We start from the raw sequence: 20,870 nt of genomic DNA on the forward strand, positions 1-20,870 counted from the left end.
GCGCAGTCCCACAGCAGTCCCACTGATGTACCTGTACGAGGAGAAGCACCATCATGAACGTCATCACCGACCTGCTCGCCGGCGTCTTCCACTTCCTGGGATGGCTCGTCTGACGATCGCAGTGTCCGGCGCCGTCGGTCCCCGTCCCAGGGGCCGGCGGCGCCGCCGTGTGCGCGGGCTCCCCGGATTCCGGTAGGGGCCGGGTTAGCGTGCGGCCATGACGTACCGGCCGCCCTCACCGTACGCACCCCCACGCCGTCGTCCCCGACGCCTGTCCCTGCCCCGGCCGCCCGGGCCCTCCCGCCGACCCCGGCTGACCCGGCGCGGCAGGACGGCGCTCGTCCTCGGAGCGGTCCTCGTCGTGGCCGCCGGGATCGCCGTCCCGCTGCTCCTGACCCGTGACGAACCCGCCGTCGAACAACCCCGGACGCTGCTCGTCCCCGAAGGCCGGCGGGCCGCCCAGATCTACCCGGCCGTCGACCGGGCGCTCGGCCTGCCCGCGGGCACCACGCGGAAGACCGCGACCGCGCCGGGGACCGGCCTGCCGCTGCCCGCGGAGGCCGGCGGCAACCCCGAGGGCTATCTCTTCCCCGCGACCTATCCGGTGCTCTCGGCCACCACTCCGGAGGGGCTGCTGCGCTTCATGGTGGACACCGCGGGCAAGCGCTTCGGTACGGCGCGCGTCGCCGAGGGGGCGAGGGCGCACGGACTGAGCGTCTACGAGACGGTCGTCGCGGCCAGCATCGTGCAGGCCGAGGCCGACAACCCGGAGGACATGGCGAAGGTCGCCCGGGTCGTCCACAACCGGCTCGCCCGGGACATGGAGCTCCAGATGGACTCGACCCTCAACTACGCGCTGGACCGCAGCACCGTGGACACCACGTACGAGGACACCAGGATCAGGAGCCCGTACAACACCTACGAGCGGAAGGGCCTGCCGCCGACGCCCATCGGCAACCCGGGGGACCAGGCCCTGGACGCGGTGATCAGTCCGGCCGACGGCGACTGGCTCTACTTCGTCACGGTGGCCCCCGGGGACACCCGCTTCACGGCCGACTACGCGGTCCACCAGGCCAACGTGGCCGAGTTCAACACGCTCCGGAGCGCCGGGAAGAGCTGAGCCGGCGTCCGCTCAGGCGGAAAGAGCGGTGACGGCCACCGGGGCGGTCGCGGTGACGGCCGCCGGGGCGGTCGCGGGGGGCTCGCGCAGGAGGCGGCGGATGTCGGAGACGGCCGCGCGGCCGGCCCGGTTGGCGCCGATCGTCGAGGCCGAGGGGCCGTAGCCGACGAGGTGGACGCGCTCGTCCCGTACGGCGCGCGTCCCCTCGACCCTGATGCCGCCGCCGGGCTCGCGCAGCCGCAGCGGGGTCAGATGGTCGATCGCCGCCCGGAAGCCCGTGGCCCACAGGATCACGTCCACATCGACGGTCCGGCCGTCGTCCCAGGCCACCCCGGTCGGGGTGATCCGGTCGAACATCGGCAGCCGGTCCAGGATCCCGCGCGCGCGTGCCGAGCGAACGGCGTCGTTGAGGGGGAGCCCGGTGACCGAGACGACGCTCTGCGGGGGCAGCCCGCGCCGCACCCGCTCCTCCACGAGCGCGACGGCCGCCCGCCCCTCCGCCTCGCCGAAGGGGCCCTCGCGGAAGACGGGTTCGCGCCGGGTCACCCAGAAGGTCTCGGCGGCGACGTCCGCGATCTCCATGAGGTGCTGGGTGCCGGAGGCGCCGCCGCCGACGACGAGCACCCGCTTCCCGGCGAACGCCGCCGGGCCGGGGTAGCCGGCGGTGTGCAGTTGGCGTCCTCGGAAGGTCTCCTGGCCGGGGTAGCGCGGCCAGAAGGGCCGGTCCCAGGTGCCGGTGGCGTTGATCAGGGCGCGGGTGGCGTACCCGCCCTCGGAGGTCTCGACCAGGAGCCGTCCGCCGTCGCCCTCCCGGACCCCGGTGACGTCGACCGGGCGGTGGATCCGCAGGTCGAAGGTGCGCTCGTACGCGTCGAAGTAGGCGCCGATCACCTCCGAGGAGGGGCGCGAGGGGTCGGCGCCGGTCAGCTCCATGCCGGGCAGCGCGTGCATGCCGTGGACCTTGCCGTACGTGAGCGAGGGCCACCGGAACTGCCAGGCGCCGCCCGGCCGCGGGGCGTGGTCGAGGACGACGAAGTCGCGGTCCGGTTCCATGCCGACGCGGCGCAGGTGGAAGGCGGCCGAGAGGCCCGCCTGCCCGGCACCGATGACGACGACGTCCACCGATGTGACCCGCTGCCCGGCGGCTGCCGGGGCCGTGCCCTCTTCCACCACGAAATCGTTCACGGTTCTACCAACAGGGGTGGGGGCCCGGATCTTCCCGTGCCCCCGCCCCGTCGCGGCCGGTGCTCCTACCGTCCGCCCGCCACCAGGAGCGGCGCACCGCCCGGGGCCGAGGCCGGGCGGCCGTTCGCCGCCGGGACACCGAGCAGCGGGGAGACCGGGACCGAGGGCAGCAGTCCGCGCGCCGCGAGCTCCGGCCGCACGCCCTCGCCGAACCAGTACGCCTCCTCCAGATGCGGGTAGCCGGACAGGACGAAGTGCTCCACGCCCAGGTCGTGGTACTCCTCGATCCGGTCCGCGACCTCGGCGTGGCTGCCCACGAGCGCGGTGCCCGCCCCGCCCCGTACGAGACCGACTCCCGCCCACAGGTTCGGCGAGATCTCCAGCCGGTCACGGCCGAGGGAGCCGCCCCCGTGCAGCGCCAGCATCCGCTGCTGGCCGACCGACTCGCTCCGGCCGAGGACCGCCTGCGCGGCCGAGACCGTCTCGGGATCGAGGTCGGAGAGCAGCCGGTCGGCCGTCGCCCAGGCCTCCCGCGCCGAGTCGCGGGAGATCGTGTGCAGCCGGATGCCGAAGCGGACCGTCCGGCCGCGTTCCTCCGCGAGCCCCCGGATCCAGTCGATCTTCTCCTTCACCTGCCACGGCGGCTCGCCCCAGGTCAGGTAGACGTCCGCGTGCTCGGCCGCCACCGGCCCGGCCGCGCCGGACGAGCCGCCGAAGAAGATCTCCGGCAGCGGGTCCGGCGGAAGCGCGGTCAGTCCGCCCTCGATCCGGAAGTGCTCGCCCTCGTGGTCGAACGGCCGGCCGGTCCATGCGCCCCGCACCACCGACAGGAACTCGGCCGTGCGCGCGTACCGCCGGTCGTGGTCCAGATGGTCGCCGAAGCGGCGCTGCTCGGCGGAGTCGCCGCCGGTCACCACGTTGAGGAGGAGCCTGCCCCGGGTGATCCGCTGGTACGTGGACGCCATCTGGGCCGCGAGGACCGGCGAGATCACACCGGGCCGGAACGCCACCAGGAACTTGAGCCGCTCGGTGTGCTGGGAGAGGGCGACCGTCGTCAGCCAGGCGTCCTCGCACCACGTCCCCGTCGGCGTCAGGACGGCTTCGAAGCCCAACTGCTCGGCGGCCTTGGCGATCTGGATCAGATAGTCGATGTCGGGCGCGCGCACCCCGGACACGGTCCGGTCGCGGGTGATGCCGCCGTCCGTGTAGGCGTGCCGGTCGACGAGGGTCCGGCCGTCGCCGCCGGTGGGCAGGAACCAGTGCAGGTGGACGGTCATCAGGAGGCCTTTCCGTAGCTGCGCGCCGGCGTGGTCGACGGCGGCAGGTCCTTGTTGAAGCGGGTGTCGACGAAGTCGGCGAAGCGGAACGGGCGGGGGATGAGCCCGAGGGCGGCGAAGGTGTCGGCGATCTTCTGCTCGGAGGCGACGGCCGCGTCGTCGAGGGCGACCGGGATACGGGTCCCGTTGCTGCGCTTCACCGCGGCGAGGGCCACCTCGTACGGCAGCCCGGTCTCCTTCGCCCACACCTCGGCCCACTCCTCCGGGTGGTCGAAGACCCAGCCCTGGGCGCGCCGAAGGCGTTCGACGAAGTCGCCGATCGCCTTCTCCTTCGCGGGGTCGGCGAGCGCCGAGGGGGCGGCGACCTGGAAGCCGAGACCGTTGACGAGCCCGCGCCCGTCGGTGAGGACCCGTCCCTTGCCGCTCAGCAGCACCTGCGAGGTGTACGGGTCCCAGGTCGCCCACGCGTCCACCTTGCCGCTGGTGAAGGCGGCCAGTGCGTCGGCCGGCTGGAGCAGGGTCACCCGGGTGTCGCTCGGCTTGAGGCCGGCCTTCCCGAGTGAGGCGATCAGCTGGAAGTGGGCGGAGCTTCCCTGCGCGACGGCGACCTTCCGCCCCTTCAGGTCGCCCACGGAACGCACGGGCGAGTCCTTCGGGACGAGGATCGCCTCGCCCGCGGAGTCGCCGTGCGTCGCGGAGACCACGGTGATCCTCGAGTCGGCGCCGGCGGCGAAGACGGGTGGGGTGTTGCCGACGGAACCGATGTCGACGGCCTTGGCGTTCACCGCTTCGAGCAGGGGTGGTCCCGAGGTGAACGTCGACCAGGTGATCCGGTAGGGGAGGTCGTCCAGTTCGCCGGCGGCCCGCAGGAGGGCTTCGGCGCCGCCCTTCTGGTCGCCCACGTTCAGGACGAGGGACCCCTTGCCGTCGGAGTTCGAGCCCTGACCGGCCGCGGAGGCGCCGGAGCAGGCGGAGGCGAGGAGGGCGAGCGGCACGAGCAGGGCCGCGGTGGACAGACGGAAGGACTTCACGGGTATCTCTCCTCAAGGGGAAGGGACGTCATAGGGGGAAGGAACGTCATCGGTCAGGCCGCCTGTCCGGCGGACTCCCCTTCGACGACGCCGAGTTCGGCGAGCAGACGGGTGCGGAGCGCGGCGAGCGCGGGATCGCCGGGGGAGCGGGGGCGGTCGAGGTCGACGGCGGTGTCGTACGCGATCACGCCGTCCCGCATCACGAGGGCGCGGTCCGCGAGCAGCAGCGCCTCGTCCACGTCGTGGGTGACGAGCAGGACCGTGCAGCCGCGCCGCTGCCACAGTTCGGCCACGAGCCGCTGGGCCTTGATCCGGGTCAGCGCGTCGAGCGCGCCGAACGGTTCGTCGAGCAGCAGCAGGTCCGGATCCCGTACCAACGCCCGTGCGAGGGAGGCCCGTTGCGCCTCACCTCCGGAGAGGGTCTTCGGCCAGGCGCCCGAGCGGTGGCCGAGCCCGACCTCCTCCAGGGCCCGCTCGGCGACCGGCCGGCCCGGCTTCCCCGGCAGCCCGAGCAGGACGTTGCGCCAGACCCGCTTCCACGGCATGAGGCGCGGCGCCTGGAAGGCGACGGCCCGGCGGCGCGGGACGAGGACGGTGCCGGAGATCTCCCGGTCGAGCCCGGCGAGGACCCGCAGGAGGGTGGACTTGCCGCAGCCGCTGTGGCCGAGCAGCGCCGTGAACTGCCCGGCCGCCAGGGTCAGGTCGAGCCCGTCGACGACCGGGCGCCCGTCGAAGGAACGGGTGAGACCCTGGACGGTCACTGCCCGGTGAAGGTCGGTCGCCATTGCAGCAGCAGCCTTTCGAGAGTGCGGACGACGGCGTCGGCGAGCAGGCCGAGGAAGGCGTAGACGACCAGGCAGACGACGATCACGTCGGTGCGGAAGAACTCCCGCGCCTGGTTCATGAGGAAGCCGATGCCGGCGTCGGCGTTGATGGACTCGCCGAAGACCAGCGCCAGCCAGGCCGTGGCGAGGGAGTAGCGCAGCCCGGTCATGGCCCCGGGCAGCGCGCCCGGCAGCACGACGTGCCGGACCAGACCCCAGCGGCCGAGCCCCAGCGACTGCCCGGCCTCGACCAGTTGGGCGTCCACGCCCCGGATGCCGGCGTACACGTTCAGATAGAGGTGGAAGGCGACGCCGAGGGCGATGAGCGCGACCTTGGGCGCCTCCCCGATCCCCAGCCAGATGATGAGGAGGGGGATGAGCCCGACCCAGGGCACGGTCCGCAGCATCTGGACGGGGGCGTCGACGAGGTCCTCCCCGAGCCGGGAGAGCCCGGACAGCAGGGCCAGCGCGATGCCGACGACCCCGCCGATCAGCAGGCCGACGGCCACGCGCCGCAGGGAGACGCCCATCGCGGTCGGAAGGGTCCCGTCGGCGATCAGCTCACCGGCGGCGCGGGCGATGGTCCCGGGCGAGGCGAGCGCGTCGGCGGGCAGCACCCCCGTCGAGCTGAGGGTCTGCCACAGGGCGAGGAGAAGGACCGGTCCGACGGCGCGGCGCAGCCAGCGGGGGACGGCGGGGCCGCGACCGGGGGTGCGGTCCGGGGTGAGGGCCTCGACATCCGGTACGACCGAGATGTCGGGCGCGGGGCGAGGTGGGGCATGACTGACCGTCATGGCGGAACTCCGGGGAGAGAGGAGGTGAGGGTGCGCGTCGGCGCCCGTGGGCGCGGGCGGGCGCGCACACGGCAGACCGGGCGTCAGGAAGATGACGTGACGTCGGAAAGGCGACGCGCGTCAGGAAGGAGACGTGACGTCAGGAGTTCGGTACGACGTCGGAAGGAGGGAAGGGCGTCAGCGACCGCGACGACACGCGGCGGAGGCCACCCGCAGCAGGTCGATGTGACCGCGCGTGGTGAGCAGGGCTGTACGCAACATGGCGCGAAGGTAGCGGTGGCCGCGCGCCGGGTCAATGACGTCTCGGAGCGTGGACGCGCGAAGGCCTCCGGCCACGGGCGGCAGCACGCGCGCGTCTCCCCGGGGAGCGGCGATGTCAGTCACCTCCGCTTCAATGGCGGTCATGGGCGAACAGGAACTTCTCGCGGCCGTGCACCGCCTGTCCTGGCCGGACACGGGCGATCTGGACTGCGACGAGGCAGGACACCACTCGGGGCACCTGTGCGTGACGCCCGTGGAGGGATCCATCGGCTTTCCCGCGCTCCTGGAGGTGTTTGGCGGGCGGTACGGGCGGCCGCGCAACCTCGCGACGGGCGGGTACGCCGATCCGACCGTGACCGCCTGGACCGGGCTCCCGCTCCTGGCCCCCTTCGGCGACCGGATCGTGGAGATGCGCGCCTGGGAGCACGCCGGCCGGTGGATCGGCTGCGGCACCGTCCGCTCCGACGAGGGCGTACGGACGGTGGTGCTGCTCGCGGAGCGGGAGGACCCGGCGGCGGACCTGGCGGAGGTGACGTCCTGGGTGGACGGGGTCGTCGCCGTCACGGGATGGGACCCGGCACGCGCGCGTACGGTCGACTGGGCGGCGGTCGAGGCCCGCATCGGGACCGCGCTGCCCGGCGACTACAAGCGACTCGCCGAGCTGTTCGGGCGTGGCGCCTTCGACGGCTTTCTCCGGCTCCAGGTCCCCGGTGGCGCCTTCGTGAGCGACGACCTCGTCCTGCACACGGAGTGGCTGGGCGAATGGGCCAGAACGCACCGGAGCGGCATCTGGGAGCCGTACGAGGTGTATCCGGCCCCCGGCGGACTCCTTGAATGGGCGAACTCCGAGCAGGCCCACCAGTTCTACTGGCTCACCGAGGGACCGGACCCCGACAGATGGCCGATCCTCGCGAAGGAGGACGTCCCCGACTCGTGGAGACGCTTCGACGGGACCACCGCCGAATTCGTCTACCGCCTCCTCGCCGACAAGCGGCATCCGTTCTCGACGGCCCGCTACTTCGACACCCACTGGTTCGAGAGCCACGGCTACATCTCCGACACCGACTCCGACGACAGCACGGAGAGCAGCTCCGACGACAGCACGGGGAACAGCTCCGGCGACGGCTACGAGAGAATAGGCGGGTGAACGACGACGATCCGTACCTGTGGCTGGAAGACATCTCGGGCGAGGCCGCGCTCACGTGGGTGGCCGAGCGCAACGCCGAGACGGCGCGAGCGGTGGCGGGGGACGCCGGGTTCGGGGCGCTGAAGGCGCGCCTGCGGGAGGTGCTCGACGCCTCCGACCGGATCCCGTACACCGTGCGGCGCGGGGAGTACCTCTACAACTTCTGGCGCGACGCCGAGGGCGAGAAGTGGGTGTGGGACGGGGCGCGGGTCCGGCGGCCGGAGTGCGACCGCGCTCTCGTACGGCTCTCGCGGGACGGCGGCGACGCCGTCGTGGTCCGTGAGTTCGACCTGGAGACGCGGGAGTTCGTCGAGGACGGCTTCCGGCTGCCTGAGGCGAAGACGCGGATCGGCTGGGCCGACGCCGACACCGTCCTCGTCGGTACGGATCTCGGCCCCGGCTCGCTGACCGACTCCGGGTATCCGCGCACCGTCCGCCGGTGGCGGCGCGGGACACCGGTGGAGGACGCCGAGCTCGTCTTCGAGGCCGAGCGGGGAGACGTGGCGGCCTGGGGGTACCGGGACCACACGCCGGGCTTCGAGCGGGAGTTCGTCGGGCGTTCGCCGGACTTCTTCCGGAGCGAGACGTACCTCCTGCGGCCCGACGGCACGCGCGCGCGGATCGACGTCCCCGACGACGCCCGCGCCTACGCCCACCGGCGGTACCTGATCGTCACCCTGAAGTCCGCGTGGCTCGGCCGGCCGTCGGGCTCGCTCCTCGCCTTCGACTTCGACGCCTTCATGGCGGGCGACCGCACCCCCGAGGTGCTCTTCACACCGGACCGGCGGACCGCCCTCGCCGGGCACAGCTGGACCCGCAACCACCTGATCCTGGAGACGATGCGGGACGTCAGCACCCGGATCGAGGTCCTCACCCCCGGCGACGGCGGATGGACCCGCGAGCCGCTCGCCGGGGTCCCGGAGCTGTCCGCCGTCAGCGTCGTCGACACCGACCCGGACGTCTCCGACGAGTACGTCCTCGACGTGTCCGGCTTCCTCCAGCCCTCCACCCTCCACCTGGGGCGCATCGGCGGAGGCTCGGAGGTGCTCAAGCAGGCCCCGCACCGCTTCGACGCCACCGGGCTCACGGTCGCCCAGCACTTCGCGACCTCCCGGGACGGCACCCGCGTGCCGTACTTCGTCATCGGCCCCGACCGCACGGCCACCGGCCCCGGCCCCGCCCTGCTCTACGGCTACGGCGGCTTCGAGGTCTCCCTCACCCCGTCCTACGCGGCGGTGACGGGCCGCGCGTGGCTGGAGCGCGGCGGCACCCACGTCATCGCGAACATCCGGGGCGGCGGCGAGTACGGTCCCGACTGGCACCAGGCCGCACTCGGCGCGGAGCGGCCCCGGGCCTTCGAGGACTTCGCCGCCGTCGCCGAGGACCTCGTCGCCCGCGGCGTCACCACCCCGGCCATGCTGGGCGCGAAGGGCGGCAGCAACGGCGGACTCCTCATGGGCGCGATGCTCACCCGCCACCCCGAGCTGTTCGGCGCGATCGTCGCCCAGGTGCCGCTCCTCGACATGACCCGCTTCCACAAGCTCCTCGCGGGCGCGTCCTGGATCGCCGAGTACGGCGACCCGGACGACCCGGCCGACCGCCCCCACCTGGAGGCGATCTCCCCGTACCACCGGCTCGCGGAGGACCGGGACTATCCGCCGGTCCTCCTGATGACCTCGACCCGTGACGACCGCGTCCATCCCGGCCACGCCCGGAAGACCGCGGCGCGGCTGCGGGAACTCGGCCACCGGGTGCTGTTCCACGAGAACACCGGCGGCGGACACGCGGGCGCCGGCGACAACGAACAGGCCGCCCACAACAGCGCGCTCGTGCACACCTACCTGTGGCAGCTGCTCTCCCGCACCGCACAGCCGGCCGGGGCGGCCCCCGCCGCGGACGCCGCGGAGGTCCCGGCCCCGGCCGGTCCCGTCGACGGGACCGTCACAGCCAGCCCGAACGCTGGGCCTGCAACGCCATCTGGAACCGGCTCGTAGCGCCGAGCCGGGCCATCAGGACCTGCACCCGGCGGAAGAACGTACGGCGGCTGACGCCGAGCTCCCTGGCGATGACCTCGTCGGCGGCGCCGGCCGCCATGAGCCGGAGCAGCCGCCGGTCCGCCGGCGGCAGCCCGACCGGCCGCGGCGAACGGCCGTGGAACGGCAGCGCGTTCTGCCACGCCTGCTCGAACAGCGCCACGAGCGCGGAGAGCAGCCCGCACGGCTGCACGACCAGCATCGTGTTGTACACGTCCGTCTCCCGGATCGACAGGGAGACCAGCGCGTACGCGTCGTCGATGATCACGAGCTTGACCGGCACCGACGGCAGGACCCTCGCCTGCTCGCCCGCCTCGACGCAGGGTTCGATGGAGTGCTCCAGCTGCCCCGGATGCTCCAGGGACTCCCGCGAGTACACGACCCGCTGGGTCACCCCGCGGGCCAGGGTGGCAAGGGCGTCGTCGGTCGCGCCTTCGAGGGGGAAGTACGGCGGCGAGTCGAACTGCCGGATCTGCTCGCGGGCGCTGGCCCAGGCCTGCCGCATCCGGGGACCGATCGCCTCCCCGGTGACCACCTCCACGAGACGGTCGTCGTACGCGGCGAGCCGCTGCCGCCGGAACGACTCGAACGCGCCCCCGACGGTGATGCGGGACTCGTCGATCTCGGCGGCCCGGTGCCGGCCGAGGATCTCCAGGCCCGCGGCCGGCGGAACCGGCGCCACCAGGTCCGCGCCCTCCCCGGCGGCGCTCGCCAGACCCGAGTCGATCAGCCGGCCGTACGCCGCCGAGAACGCCGCTCCCTCGAGACCGGCCGCCGAACCGATCGCGCTCAGCGGCGCGGGAGCCTGCTCCAGGAGCGCCAGGTAGACCCGTACGGCCTCCTCGTCGATCCCCAGAACCCGCAGGGCCTCACTGAGCTTGTCGTTCGCCATGCACCGCATTATCGTCCCGCGCCCCCTCCGGAGTGGCCGATCCGTGCCAGTGGCCGATCCGGGCACCCGGGACGCCTCCGGGGGAGTAGGTTCCGGGAGCCGCCGGGCCACCGGCGGACGAGCAACCCACCCGGAAGAAGGTGCAGGACGTGGCGAAGGGTCGCAAGAACGGCCTCTACGGAGGCGTCTCCGAGGAACTCTCCGCGCTGATGAGGACGGGGTGGGCGGACACCGAGCGGCACGGACTCGAACCCGACGAGCAGGCCCCGTACGCGGCCCGCCGCCGCGCCGCGCTCTCCGCCCGCTTCCCCGGCGAGCGCCTCGTGATCCCCTCCGGCAACCTCAAGACCCGCTCCAACGACGACACCTACCCGTTCCGCCCGTACTCGGGCTACGTCCACATGACCGGCGACCAGGCACGCGACGGCGCGCTCGTCCTCGAACCCCGCGCCGACGGCGGTCACGACGCGTACTGCTACCAGCTGCCCCGCGACAGCCGGGACGACGACGAGTTCTGGATCGGCTACACGGCCGAACTGTGGATGGGACGCCGCCGCTCCCTCGCGGAGGCCGAGGTCGTCCTCGGACTGGCCTGCCGGGACGTCCGCACCGCCGCCGAGGACCTGGCCGCCGGCTCCGGCGTCCCGACCCGCATCGTCCGCGGCCACGACCCGGCCCTCGAAGCCGCCGTCACCACCGACGAGGAGCGCGACGACGAGCTGGAGGAGGTGCTGAGCGGTCTCCGGCTGGTCAAGGACGAGTGGGAACTCGGGGAGATGCGCAAGGCGGTCGACGCCACCGTGCGCGGCTTCACCGACTGCGTCGGCGAACTCTCCCGGGCGATCGCCTCGTCCGAGCGGTGGATCGAGGGCACCTTCTTCCGCCGGGCGCGCCTGGAGGGCAACTCCGTCGGCTACGGCACCATCTGCGCCGCCGGAGACCACGCCACGATCATGCACTGGACGGACAACGACGGCCCGGTCAGGCCCGGCGAGCTGCTCCTGCTCGACGCCGGAGTGGAGGCCCGCTCCCTCTACACCGCCGACGTCACCCGCACCCTCCCCGTCGGCGGCACCTTCACCCCGGTCCAGCGCCAGGTGTACGACGCGGTGTACGAGGCCCAGGAGGCCGGCATGGCCGCGGTCAAGCCGGGCGCCCCGTTCCGCGACTTCCACGAGGCGTCCCAGCGCCACCTGGCGGCGCGGCTCGTCGAGTGGGGCTTCATCGAGGGCCCCGTCGACCGCGCGTACGCCCTCGGTCTGCAGCGCCGCTTCACCATGGCCGGCACCGGGCACATGCTCGGCCTCGACGTCCACGACTGCGCCCACTCGCGCACCGAGGAGCACGTCGACGGCGTCCTCGAAGCGGGCATGGTGCTCACCGTCGAGCCGGGGCTCTACTTCCAGCCCGACGACCTGACCGTGCCCGAGGAGTGGCGCGGCATCGGTGTCCGGATCGAGGACGACCTCGTCGTCACCGACGACGGCCACGAGAACCTGTCGGCGGGTCTGCCGCGCTCCTCGTCCGAGGTCGAGGCCTGGATGGCGCGCTTCGCGGGCTGAGCCCGGCACGCGGTGGGGCCCGGGCTCGCGGTCGAGTCCGGGCCCCTGGCGTGCCCGGGCCCCTGGACGTGGCGCGGGCGATGCGGTTAGCTGCGCTTGCACCTAATCAACAAATTGCCTATGGAGTCGAGTGATGCACCCGTTCCGCACCGCCGTGGAGAACCACGACCACGCCGCCATCGAGGCCATGCTCGCCGAGGACGTCGTCTTCACCAGCCCGGTCGCCTTCCGGCCGTACCCCGGCAAGGCCATCACCGCCGCGATCCTGCGCGGCGTCACCCGCGTCTTCACCGACTTCCGCTACGTGCGCGAGATCGCCGGCGCGGACGGCCGGGACCATGCCCTCGTCTTCGTCGCGAAGGTCGGCGACAAGGAGATCAACGGCTGCGACTTCCTCCACTTCGACGAGGACGGGAAGATCGACGACTTCACCGTCATGGTCCGGCCGCTCTCCGCCGCGCAGGCCCTCTCCGCCGCCATGGGCGCCCAGTTCGACCGCATCAAGGCCGAGGCCTTCGCGGCGGGCGAGGGCTGAGGGGGAGGCCGTCGTACTCGTACGTCCGGCGGGGTCTCGGGCGTACGGGCGAGAGCGAGTGGCCCGCACATTCACCGATTCAGGTGACAGCGGCCGAGGCGAAACGTCCCTCCCCGCGGCGGGGCGGCCACGCTCGAAGCGACACATGGAGTCGCCCTGTGGAGCGTCCGATGCAGCTGATCCCCCGTCACGACCCGTACCTCGTCGTCCGATCGACCGGCGGCGCCACCGTCGCCGCCCTTCGGGGCGAGCTCGACCTCGTCCTCGTACGGCATCTGCGGCCCGAGCTCGACGCCCTCGTCCGGGAGTCCGAGGACCTGACCCTCGACATCCGGCGCCTCACCTTCTGCGACGCCACCGGACTCGGCCTCCTCGCCCACTGCGCCGGGCGCACCCGGCAGCGCGGGGCGCGCTGGAGACTCCTCTGCGACCAGCCCCGGATCCTCCGGCTCATCCGGCTGGCCGAGCTCGGCGACCTCCTGTGCCCCGAGGCCGTCCCGCCGGACGGGCTCCTGCCACCGCCGGCCCTGACGGACGCGCACACCCCATGGCCCGGCCCGGGGGGCGGGTTCGTGCCTCAGCCCGGTCCGGGAGACGGGTTCGTTCCTCAGCCCGGCCCCACGGACCCCCGCCGTTCCGATCCCGGCGTGATCAGACCCGGCTCGTAGGCGGCGATCACGGCCTGGGCCGGTCGCGCAGCCGGAGCTTCGACAGGATGCGGGCGACATGCGTCTTCACCGTCGCCTCGATCAACCGGAACCGCGCGGCCAGCTCGGCGTTGCTGTGACCGCGCGCCAGGGCTTCGAGGACCTCCAGCTCGCGCGGCGTCAGGGTGGCCAGTTCCCGGTGCGAGGCCGCCGGCCGCCCCTCGGCCGCGGCGAAGCGCTCCACCAGCCGGCGGGTGATCGCGGGGGCGAGCAGCGCGTCGCCGGAGCGGACCAGCCGGACCGCCGCCGTCAGGTGCTCCGGGGTCACGTCCTTGAGCAGGAAGCCGCTCGCGCCCGCGTCGGGCGCCGCGTACACGTACCGGTCGAGGTCGTAGGTGGTGAGGACGACGATCCTGGGCGGCGCCGGACCGTCCGCGAGGATGCGGCGCGTGGCCTCCAGGCCGTCGGTGCCCGGCTCCGGATGTCCATCAGGACGACGTCCGGCCGGGTCCGCCGCACCGCGGCCACCGCGGCCTCGCCGTCGGCGGCCTCCGCGACCACCTCGATGCCGTCGGCGGCGAGGATCATCCGGAAACCGGTACGCACCAGGGCCTGGTCGTCGACGATCACCACCCGCGGAGCGCCGGACACACCGGCCGTACTCATCAGGTCGTTCGCGTCGGTCACGGGGCCTCCCACGGAATCTCCGCCCGGACCCGGTACCCGCCGTCCGGGCGCCCGCCCGCAGCGTACCGCCGTAGACCCGGCTCCCATGCCCGTGGCCCTGGCGAAATCCCGTAGCGGCAGGGGCGCGTGGGCGTGATGATGGCGGGATGGACCAGCGCGCCGGGACCGCCCCGCACCCACCGCCCGTGGACGCCCTGATCGTGGTGGACGTGCAGTCGGCCTTCGTCACCGGCGCCGGCGCCGTGCCCGGGGCCGCCCGGCTCGTCGACCGTACGACCGACCTGATCGCGCGCGCCCGGCGGGTCGGGGCGCTCGTCGTCCACCTCCAGAACGACGGACCGCCCGGCGCGGAGGACGAACCCCACACCCCCGGCTGGGAGCTCCACCACCCCGTCGAGCCAGGACCCGCGGAAGTGGTCGTCCGCAAGCCCCACGACGACGGCTTCCGGGACACCCCGCTCGGCGGCGTGCTCGCCGACGCGGGAGTGCGGGCGGTCGCCGTCTGCGGTGTCATGTCCGAGATGTGCGTCCAGGCGACGGCCCGTACGGCCCTGGAGCGCGGCTACCGCGTCGTCGTGCCGTACGACGCCCACGCGACGCAGGACGTCCCGGCCGCGCCCGGGATCGGCGGGGCGATACCCGCCGCGACGGTCTCCCGCGTCGCGGCGTACGCCCTCGGCGGTGACGCGGAGACCACAGTGCCCGCCGCCCGCGTCACGTTCACGGCCCCGGTCCCGCCCGCCGCCCGCTGAGGCCCCCGACGAAAAGGACCTCCCGTCATCCCGGGTCCCGCTCACACGTCCCGGCGTCGTACCACGAGCACCGTGATCGCCACCGCGGCGGCGGCCCACGCCCCGTACACGATCCACGCCTCGGTGACCGTCAGCGGGTACTTGCCCGGGTCGTGCGCCCGCTCCGGGTTCGTCACCAGCCGTTCCCAGGCGCTGAACGGCATGGCGTTGCCGATCTCCTTGACCCAGCGGTACCGCTCGCCCTGGAAGAGCGCCGGCAGCAGCAACAGCAGGAGGATCACCGCGACGACGGAACCGGCGGCGTGCCGGACGGTCGCCCCCACCGCCATGCCGACCAGCGCGCACAGCGGTGCGAGCAGCGCGCCCGCGACCACGGCGCGCAGCGCGCCCGGGTCCCCCAGCGACAGGCCCCCGTGATCGCGCAGCAGCATCTGGGTGACGCCGAAGGAGGTGCCGGAGACGAGCGCGCCGAGCACCGGCATGACCGCCGACACCACGGTCACCTTGGCGGCGATCACCGCCTTCCGGTCGGGGACGGCGGCGAAGGTCGTGCGGATCAGCCCGCTGGAGTACTCGCCGAAGACCACGAGTGCCCCCATCGTGGCGGTGATGATCATGAACAGCTGCCAGGCGGGATCGACGAACGCCGTCTGCAGCGGATCGAACAGGAACGGAAGGTCGTGCGGAGCCCCCGTCGGGTCCGGCGGCCGGGGCGTCCGACGCGCCAGCCGGTCCGCGTTGGACGCGGCGGAGTTGACGTTGACGCCGATCACGGCCGGCGCTCCGACGCCGAGCACCCAGGGAGTGGAGCGCGGCGACCAGAATTTGATCCATTCGGCGGCGAGGAGATGCCGGAACCGGTGGGGCACCAGGACCGGGAGGCGCGCGGGGGTCCCGTCGGGCACGGCGGTCATCGGACGGCTCCCGCGGAGTACTCGACGCTCTCCGAGGTGAGTTCCATGAACGCCTCCTCCAGGGAGGCCGTGTGGGGGCCGAGCGCGTGCAGCCGCACGCCGTGCGCGAAGGCGAGCTCGCCGACGCGGTCGGCGGGCAGACCGGTCACCGTGTACGCCCCGTCGGGCTCCGCCCGTACCACCGCCCCCTCCTTCACCAGCGCCCCGGACAGGACGTCCGCGTCGGGCGTACGGACGCTCACCCGCGGCTGTGCGCCACGGGCCGCGAAGTCCCGCAGGCTCTCCGCCGCGAGCAGCCTGCCGCGGCCGACGACGATCAACTCCTCGGCGGTCTGCTCCATCTCCCGCATCAGATGGCTGGAGACGAGCACGGTGCGGCCCTCGCCCGCCAGCCGCCCGAACAGGTTCCGCACCCAGCGCACGCCCTCCGGGTCGAGGCCGTTGAGCGGTTCGTCGAAGAGCAGCACCGGCGGATCGCCGAGCAGGGCGGCGGCGATACCGAGCCGCTGCCTCATCCCCAGGGAGAACCCGCCGATCCGGCGGCCGGCCGCGTCGGCCATGCCGACCTCCGCCAGCACCTCCGCGACCCGTCGGCGCGGCAGCCCGTTGCCGACCGCCAGCGCCGTCAGATGGGCGCGGGCGGTGCAACCGCCGTGCATGTCATGGGCGTCGAGGAGGGCGCCGACGTGCCGCAGGCCCCGGGGACGGTCGCCGAACGGCTGCCCGTCGACGGTCACGGTGCCGGCCGTGGGCCGGTTGAGGCCGAGGACCATCCGCAGCGTGGTGGACTTGCCCGCGCCGTTCGGGCCGAGGAACCCGGTGACCACACCCGGGCGGACGCGGAAGGACAGGCGGTCGACGGCGGTGGTCCGGCCGTAACGTCTGGTGAGTTCGGTTGCTTCGATCACGGGGACCACGCTGCCCGGACGGCGCCCGCTCCGGCATCGGGCCGCCGGCCACGACCGGGGCGCCCGGGGTAGCCCGCGGGCGTACGCCCGCGGGCCGATGCCGGGGGCGGGGCGGCTGCCTATGATCGGCGCATGAAAGCCCCGCAGGATGCCGCGCGGCCGTTCCTCGCCGAGATCCTGGCCTGGTGCGCGGGCATCGCCTACGTCGCCCTGCTGTACGTCGTCGTGCTGAACACCGGCCGCGAACTGACCGGTACGCGCCTGCTGCCGGTCGCGCTGTCCGTCGTCCTGCTGCTGCCCCTGTTCCGGCGCCGGCCGCAGGCCGCCCTGGTGCTCCTGCTTACCGTCTCCTTCGCGGCGGCCGTGCTGACCGACTCGATGATGGCCGCGGGGCAGGGGGTCGCCGGCGGCATCCCGCCGGCACGGACGCAGGCGTGGCAGATCGCCTACCTCCAGGCCGTGTTCACCGACCTCGCCGTCGGACGGATCGCCGCCACCCGGTCGCGTCCGACGGCGGCCGGTGCCGCCCTGGTGGCGCTCGGAGCGCAGGTCGCGGCCGCCGGCTACTACGCCGAGCCGTTCCTCACCGCCTCCGCCTCACTGACCCTGATGATGGTCACCGCCTGGACGCTCGGCCACTCGGTCCGCGAGCGCCGCCGGCACGCGGCCACGCTGCGGGACCGGGCCGCCGAACAGGCCGTCACCGCGGAGCGGTTGCGGATCGCCAGGGAACTGCACGACATGGTGGCGCACAGCATCGGCGTCATCGCCATCCAGGCCGGGGTGGGCCGGCGCGTCATCGACACCCAGCCGTCGGAGGCCCGCAACTCCCTCGCCGCCATCGAGGACACCAGCCGCGACACCCTCGCGGGCCTGCGCCGGATGCTCGGCGCGCTGCGGGCGGCGGACCCGGGGGACGACGGTGCCCCGCTCGGCCCGGCACCGGCACTCGCCGATCTCGACGGTCTGGCGGAACGGACCAGGGACGCGGGCGTACGGGTGGACATCGACTGGCGGCGCGAACGGCGGCCCCTGCCCGCGGAGATCGAGCTGTCCGCGTACCGCATCATCCAGGAGGCGCTCACCAACGTGGTCCGCCACTCGGGCGCCGACGCCTGCCGGGTGACCGTCGACTGCCGTGCCGACGACCTGTCCATCGAGATCACCGACGAGGGCCGCGGCCTGTCGGGACTGCCCGGCGCCGCCGGCTACGGGCTGACGGGCATGCGGGAGCGAGCGGCCCTGCTGCACGGCGAGTTCACGGCCGGGCCGCGCGCCGAAGGCGGCTTCCGCGTGGCGGCGCGGCTCCCGGTGCCGGCGGCGACCGGATGACCCGGGTGCTGCTCACCGACGACCAGCCGCTGGTACGGCACGGGCTGCGGGTGCTGATCGCCGACCACCCCCGCCTCGAGGTGGTCGGCGAGGCGGCGAACGGCGAGGAGGCGGTACGGCTCGCGGAGCGGCTGGCGCCGGACGTGGTGATGATGGACATCCGGATGCCCGGCATGGACGGCGTCGAGGCCACCCGGCGGATCACCGCGAGCTCCGGCACACCGCCGAAGGTCCTCGTCCTCACCACGTTCGACGACGACGAGTACGTCTACGGCGCGCTCCGGGCCGGCGCGAGCGGCTTCCTCGTCAAGGACATGGACATGGACCGGATCCTCTCTGCGATCGAGACCGTCGCGGCCGGCGACGCCCTGATCGCGCCGAGCGTGACACGCCGCCTGATCGCGGAGTTCGCGGCCCGCCCCGCCGCCGACCCGCCGCCGCGACCGACGGAGGGGATCACCGCCCGCGAGCGGGAGGTGCTCACCCTGGTCGGCCGCGGCCTGTCCAACGCGGAGATCGCCTCGCACCTGCACATCAGCGTGGCCACGGCGAAGGCCCATGTGAGCAGGCTGCTGACGAAACTGGACGCACGGGACAGGGTGCGGCTGGTCATCACGGCGTACGAGCTGAGGCTGGTGACCGCGCCCCGGGGATAGAGAGACGGACGGCGACGGTCACGGGTGGGAGAGGACCCGGAAGCGACCGGGTTCCGCCGGGTCCCGGTCGACGACCCGGACCGGGGGCCACGCCCATTGCCACACGCCGATGCCCGGCGGGCGGGAGAACCGGATCGGTCCACGGGTGCCCTCGACCGCCACGCGCGGCCACGACCCGGCGACGGCCGCCCGGTCCGTACCGTGCGAACGCAGCGCCTCCGCGAGGACGGCGACCGTGTCCCAGCCCTCGAAGGCGACGAAGGAGGGCGCTTCGCCCAGCCGCTCGCGGAGCTCCTGCCCGACGCGCTCGCCGAGCGGACCGAGGCGCTCGGGAAGATAGCGCAGGAACGGGATCCCGGCGCCCTCCTCGCCCAGCGCCGCCGCCCATTCGGCGAACTCCGGCTGTCCGGCCGGAGCGCCGATCAGGACCTCCGTGAGCCGTCGGTCGCCCCGGACGGCCCTGACGATCGGTACCGCCGGCTCCGGATGGCCGACGAGGAGGAGGAGCGCCGTCGCGCCGTGACCGACGAGCGCGTCGCACAGCGCCCCGGGGGTGAGCGCGTTCGCGTCGAGCTCGACGACCGTGCCGCCGTGGGGAGCGAGGTGGTCCCGCAGGACACGGGTCCCGGACGCCCAGTAGACGCTCGGCTGGGTCACCACGGCGATCCGGCGCCGGCCCGCGCCGAGGAGGAAGTCCCCGTAGACCCGCCAGCCGTGCGACTGCGCCGGCGCCAGGCGCGCGACCCACTCCGTCGGCTCCTCGGTGAGCGCGTCGAGCACCGCGGACGAGCAGAGGAACGGTACGCCGAGGGCGTCGGCGCGGGCGGCGGCGGCGCGGGCGACGACGCTGTGGTACTCGCCGGCCACCGCGGTCACGCCCAGGCCGGCCAGTTCGTCCACGGCCGCCGCGGCGCGCTCGGGATCGGCCGCGGTGTCCCGGACCACGAGCTCCAGTGGCCTGCCGTCGATCCCACCGCTGTCGTTGACCTCGTCGACGGCCAGTTCGAGTCCTGCGCGCAGGTGCCGCCCCGCCCCGACCCAGCCGGGCCGCGTCAGCGGGACGAGAGCGCCCACGCGGACGGGCGAGCCGTCCGTGTGCCGCGCTCCGGACGGCGATGGTGACATGTTCATCGGGTGGCGTCTCCCTGGGGCGATGCGGTCGCGGCCGCCCGGCCCGGCTCGCGCGCCCGGGCGGTCATGCCGGTCATTGGATCCACCCGTCCCGCCCACGGGCAACCGGTTTTCCCTTCGGGGGACGGCCGTGCAGGCGAGCGGCCGAGCGGCCGGATCGCTCCGGAGCGGGGTTCAGCCGTCCTGGCCGGTCCGCTCCCCGTCCTGACCACTGGTCCGCTCCCCGTCCTGGTTCCCGGTCCGCTCCCCGGCCCAGTCCGGGGTGCGGAAGGTCCCGCCGTACATGGGGAGGTGGATCTCCCCGCCGTACCGGGCGAGTTGCGCCCAGGGACGGTTGAGTCCGGCGGAGCCGTGTTCACGGACCCGGGTCACCGTGTCGAGGTCGAGGACGTCGACGAGGATCTCCTCGCCGGTGCCGGCCTGCTGGCGGACGATCCCCTCGGGGTCGACGAGCGCGCTGCCGCCGACGCCCGCCGGGTCGGCCGCGTTGACGTTGACCACGTACACCTGGTTCGTCCACGCGTTGGCGCGGGCGCACACCAGCTCCATCTCGCGGTCGCGGGTCGTGGTGAGGGTCGGCTGCACCACGACCTCGGCACCGAGCCAGGCGAGTTGGCGGACGGTCTCGGGGAACGACCCGTCGTAGCAGATCGCGAGGCCGATCCGGCCGGTGCCGGGGATGTCGAAGACGGTGAACTCGTGCCCCGGAGCGGTCCGTTCGTACGGCTGCCAGGGGAAGATCTTGCGGTAGCGGGCGACGATCCCGTCCTCGGGGGAGACGGCCACCGCGGTGTTGAAGATCCGGCCGTCCCCGGCGCGCTCGAAGACGCTTCCCGGGATCAGCCAGAGGCCCGTCTCCCGGGCGAGCGCGCACACCCGGTCGGTGGTGGGGCCCGGTATCGGCTCGGCGGTCCGCTCCATCCACCCCTCGGGGGAGGGCCCGAGCAGCGGACCCTCGGCGGCGAGCAGCAGCTCGGGCACGACGACGAGCCGGACGTGCGGGAAGAGGGACCGGGTGGCGCGGACCTGGTCGGCGTACCGCTGCCAGGTCGCTTCGAGGTCGTACGGGACGGGGGTGGTCTGCAGGGCGGCGATGGCGAGCGTACGCATGGGGTCCAGTCCTTGGTGGGGCGGGCGGTCGAG

Annotated in this window: 20 protein-coding genes and 1 pseudogene; 9 read left to right on the forward strand and 12 right to left on the reverse strand. The window is 73.7% G+C overall.

Features of this window, described 5'->3' with window-relative positions; translation table 11 throughout:
• The first annotated feature begins 217 nt into the window (after positions 1-217).
• Positions 218-1,120 (forward strand): endolytic transglycosylase MltG, encoded by a 903-nt coding sequence (mltG, locus tag ACFWUY_RS29635; RefSeq protein ID WP_384116496.1) that lies wholly within the window; start codon positions 218-220, stop codon positions 1,118-1,120.
• Between the two features lie 12 nt (positions 1,121-1,132).
• Here mltG and ACFWUY_RS29640 read toward each other — a convergent pair whose 3' ends face one another.
• The 6 genes from ACFWUY_RS29640 to ACFWUY_RS29665 all read right to left on the reverse strand — a co-directional run bounded on the left by ACFWUY_RS29640 (position 1,133) and on the right by ACFWUY_RS29665 (position 6,636).
• Positions 1,133-2,242, reverse strand: a complete 1,110-nt coding sequence (locus ACFWUY_RS29640) for an NAD(P)-binding domain-containing protein (protein WP_384116622.1) — start codon at positions 2,240-2,242, stop codon at positions 1,133-1,135.
• Between the two features lie 128 nt (positions 2,243-2,370).
• Positions 2,371-3,582: an LLM class flavin-dependent oxidoreductase gene (locus tag ACFWUY_RS29645; RefSeq protein ID WP_384116499.1), complete on the reverse strand. Its 1,212-nt coding sequence runs from the start codon at positions 3,580-3,582 to the stop codon at positions 2,371-2,373.
• On the reverse strand, positions 3,582-4,613 hold the full coding sequence (locus ACFWUY_RS29650) for an ABC transporter substrate-binding protein (RefSeq protein WP_384116504.1): 1,032 nt from the start codon (positions 4,611-4,613) through the stop codon (positions 3,582-3,584). The genes ACFWUY_RS29645 and ACFWUY_RS29650 overlap by 1 nt, the downstream gene beginning before the upstream one ends.
• Positions 4,614-4,666: 53 nt before the next feature.
• A complete protein-coding gene (locus tag ACFWUY_RS29655; protein WP_384116507.1) occupies positions 4,667-5,398 on the reverse strand; it encodes an ABC transporter ATP-binding protein in 732 nt (243 codons plus the stop codon).
• Complete coding sequence (locus ACFWUY_RS29660) at positions 5,371-6,231, reverse strand: ABC transporter permease (protein ID WP_384116510.1); 861 nt, start codon at positions 6,229-6,231, stop codon at positions 5,371-5,373. The genes ACFWUY_RS29655 and ACFWUY_RS29660 overlap by 28 nt, the downstream gene beginning before the upstream one ends.
• Before the next feature lie 177 nt (positions 6,232-6,408).
• A complete protein-coding gene (locus tag ACFWUY_RS29665) occupies positions 6,409-6,636 on the reverse strand; it encodes a putative leader peptide (RefSeq protein ID WP_384116513.1) in 228 nt (75 codons plus the stop codon).
• Here ACFWUY_RS29665 and ACFWUY_RS29670 point away from each other — a divergent pair.
• Both ACFWUY_RS29670 and ACFWUY_RS29675 read left to right on the forward strand, forming a co-directional pair.
• Positions 6,635-7,639, forward strand: a complete 1,005-nt coding sequence (locus ACFWUY_RS29670; RefSeq protein ID WP_384116514.1) for a hypothetical protein — start codon at positions 6,635-6,637, stop codon at positions 7,637-7,639. The genes ACFWUY_RS29665 and ACFWUY_RS29670 overlap by 2 nt on opposite strands.
• Positions 7,636-9,672, forward strand: coding sequence for a prolyl oligopeptidase family protein (locus ACFWUY_RS29675; RefSeq protein ID WP_384116517.1), 2,037 nt, complete (start codon positions 7,636-7,638; stop codon positions 9,670-9,672). Before ACFWUY_RS29670 ends, ACFWUY_RS29675 begins: the two co-directional genes overlap by 4 nt.
• Here the strand turns inward: ACFWUY_RS29675 and ACFWUY_RS29680 are convergent.
• Positions 9,620-10,603, reverse strand: coding sequence for a LuxR family transcriptional regulator (locus tag ACFWUY_RS29680; protein WP_384116520.1), 984 nt, complete (start codon positions 10,601-10,603; stop codon positions 9,620-9,622). The two genes, ACFWUY_RS29675 and ACFWUY_RS29680, sit on opposite strands and share 53 nt — an antisense overlap.
• Positions 10,604-10,752: 149 nt before the next feature.
• Here ACFWUY_RS29680 and ACFWUY_RS29685 point away from each other — a divergent pair, with 149 nt between their 5' ends.
• From ACFWUY_RS29685 to ACFWUY_RS29695, 3 genes are all read left to right on the forward strand, one after another.
• The gene (locus ACFWUY_RS29685) at positions 10,753-12,165 is read left to right on the forward strand and encodes an aminopeptidase P family protein (RefSeq protein ID WP_384116523.1); all 1,413 of its coding nucleotides are present in this window, start codon (positions 10,753-10,755) and stop codon (positions 12,163-12,165) included.
• 133 nt (positions 12,166-12,298) lie between these two features.
• Complete coding sequence (locus tag ACFWUY_RS29690) at positions 12,299-12,700, forward strand: nuclear transport factor 2 family protein (protein ID WP_384116526.1); 402 nt, start codon at positions 12,299-12,301, stop codon at positions 12,698-12,700.
• 170 nt (positions 12,701-12,870) lie between these two features.
• Positions 12,871-13,368: an STAS domain-containing protein gene (locus ACFWUY_RS29695; RefSeq protein WP_384116529.1), complete on the forward strand. Its 498-nt coding sequence runs from the start codon at positions 12,871-12,873 to the stop codon at positions 13,366-13,368.
• Here the strand turns inward: ACFWUY_RS29695 and ACFWUY_RS29700 are convergent.
• A pseudogene (locus ACFWUY_RS29700) lies at positions 13,308-14,013 on the reverse strand (response regulator). The gene ACFWUY_RS29695 and the pseudogene ACFWUY_RS29700 overlap by 61 nt on opposite strands.
• Positions 14,014-14,180: 167 nt before the next feature.
• On the opposite strand from ACFWUY_RS29700, the gene ACFWUY_RS29705 reads away from it, so the two are divergent.
• Positions 14,181-14,786 (forward strand): isochorismatase family protein, encoded by a 606-nt coding sequence (locus tag ACFWUY_RS29705; RefSeq protein WP_384116531.1) that lies wholly within the window; start codon positions 14,181-14,183, stop codon positions 14,784-14,786.
• Between the two features lie 41 nt (positions 14,787-14,827).
• Here the strand turns inward: ACFWUY_RS29705 and ACFWUY_RS29710 are convergent, their stop codons facing one another.
• Together ACFWUY_RS29710 and ACFWUY_RS29715 are read right to left on the reverse strand one after the other, a co-directional pair.
• Positions 14,828-15,700, reverse strand: coding sequence for an ABC transporter permease (locus tag ACFWUY_RS29710; protein WP_384116534.1), 873 nt, complete (start codon positions 15,698-15,700; stop codon positions 14,828-14,830).
• Positions 15,697-16,608: an ATP-binding cassette domain-containing protein gene (locus tag ACFWUY_RS29715; protein WP_384116537.1), complete on the reverse strand. Its 912-nt coding sequence runs from the start codon at positions 16,606-16,608 to the stop codon at positions 15,697-15,699. The genes ACFWUY_RS29710 and ACFWUY_RS29715 overlap by 4 nt, the downstream gene beginning before the upstream one ends.
• 132 nt (positions 16,609-16,740) lie before the next feature.
• Between ACFWUY_RS29715 and ACFWUY_RS29720 the strand changes: the two genes are divergently transcribed.
• Both ACFWUY_RS29720 and ACFWUY_RS29725 read left to right on the forward strand, forming a co-directional pair.
• Complete coding sequence (locus ACFWUY_RS29720) at positions 16,741-17,940, forward strand: sensor histidine kinase (RefSeq protein ID WP_384116540.1); 1,200 nt, start codon at positions 16,741-16,743, stop codon at positions 17,938-17,940.
• Entirely contained in the window at positions 17,937-18,596 is a 660-nt protein-coding gene (locus ACFWUY_RS29725) for a response regulator (protein ID WP_384116542.1), read from the forward strand. Before ACFWUY_RS29720 ends, ACFWUY_RS29725 begins: the two co-directional genes overlap by 4 nt.
• Before the next feature lie 18 nt (positions 18,597-18,614).
• Here the strand turns inward: ACFWUY_RS29725 and ACFWUY_RS29730 are convergent, their stop codons facing one another.
• Positions 18,615-19,727 (reverse strand): ABC transporter substrate-binding protein, encoded by a 1,113-nt coding sequence (locus ACFWUY_RS29730; protein WP_384116545.1) that lies wholly within the window; start codon positions 19,725-19,727, stop codon positions 18,615-18,617.
• A 174-nt stretch (positions 19,728-19,901) separates the two neighbouring features.
• On the reverse strand, positions 19,902-20,837 hold the full coding sequence (locus ACFWUY_RS29735; protein WP_384116548.1) for a carbon-nitrogen hydrolase family protein: 936 nt from the start codon (positions 20,835-20,837) through the stop codon (positions 19,902-19,904).
• Between the last annotated feature and the right edge of the window lie 33 nt (positions 20,838-20,870).

Source organism: Streptomyces sp. NPDC058664 (assembly GCF_042716635.1).
Lineage (GTDB): Bacteria > Actinomycetota > Actinomycetes > Streptomycetales > Streptomycetaceae > Streptomyces.

Excerpts from the sequence above, each read along its gene's own strand:
- mltG (WP_384116496.1), top strand. The coding sequence starts at position 218 with ATGACGTACCGGCCGCCCTCACCGTACGCACCCCCACGCCGTCGTCCC.
- ACFWUY_RS29645 (WP_384116499.1), bottom strand. The coding sequence starts at position 3,582 with ATGACCGTCCACCTGCACTGGTTCCTGCCCACCGGCGGCGACGGCCGG.
- ACFWUY_RS29655 (WP_384116507.1), bottom strand. The coding sequence starts at position 5,398 with ATGGCGACCGACCTTCACCGGGCAGTGACCGTCCAGGGTCTCACCCGT.
- ACFWUY_RS29660 (WP_384116510.1), bottom strand. The coding sequence starts at position 6,231 with ATGACGGTCAGTCATGCCCCACCTCGCCCCGCGCCCGACATCTCGGTC.
- ACFWUY_RS29670 (WP_384116514.1), top strand. The coding sequence starts at position 6,635 with ATGGGCGAACAGGAACTTCTCGCGGCCGTGCACCGCCTGTCCTGGCCG.
- ACFWUY_RS29665 (WP_384116513.1), bottom strand. The coding sequence starts at position 6,636 with ATGACCGCCATTGAAGCGGAGGTGACTGACATCGCCGCTCCCCGGGGA.
- ACFWUY_RS29680 (WP_384116520.1), bottom strand. The coding sequence starts at position 10,603 with ATGGCGAACGACAAGCTCAGTGAGGCCCTGCGGGTTCTGGGGATCGAC.
- ACFWUY_RS29690 (WP_384116526.1), top strand. The coding sequence starts at position 12,299 with ATGCACCCGTTCCGCACCGCCGTGGAGAACCACGACCACGCCGCCATC.
- ACFWUY_RS29695 (WP_384116529.1), top strand. The coding sequence starts at position 12,871 with ATGCAGCTGATCCCCCGTCACGACCCGTACCTCGTCGTCCGATCGACC.
- ACFWUY_RS29705 (WP_384116531.1), top strand. The coding sequence starts at position 14,181 with ATGGACCAGCGCGCCGGGACCGCCCCGCACCCACCGCCCGTGGACGCC.
- ACFWUY_RS29710 (WP_384116534.1), bottom strand. The coding sequence starts at position 15,700 with ATGACCGCCGTGCCCGACGGGACCCCCGCGCGCCTCCCGGTCCTGGTG.
- ACFWUY_RS29720 (WP_384116540.1), top strand. The coding sequence starts at position 16,741 with ATGAAAGCCCCGCAGGATGCCGCGCGGCCGTTCCTCGCCGAGATCCTG.
- ACFWUY_RS29725 (WP_384116542.1), top strand. The coding sequence starts at position 17,937 with ATGACCCGGGTGCTGCTCACCGACGACCAGCCGCTGGTACGGCACGGG.
- ACFWUY_RS29730 (WP_384116545.1), bottom strand. The coding sequence starts at position 19,727 with ATGAACATGTCACCATCGCCGTCCGGAGCGCGGCACACGGACGGCTCG.
- ACFWUY_RS29735 (WP_384116548.1), bottom strand. The coding sequence starts at position 20,837 with ATGCGTACGCTCGCCATCGCCGCCCTGCAGACCACCCCCGTCCCGTAC.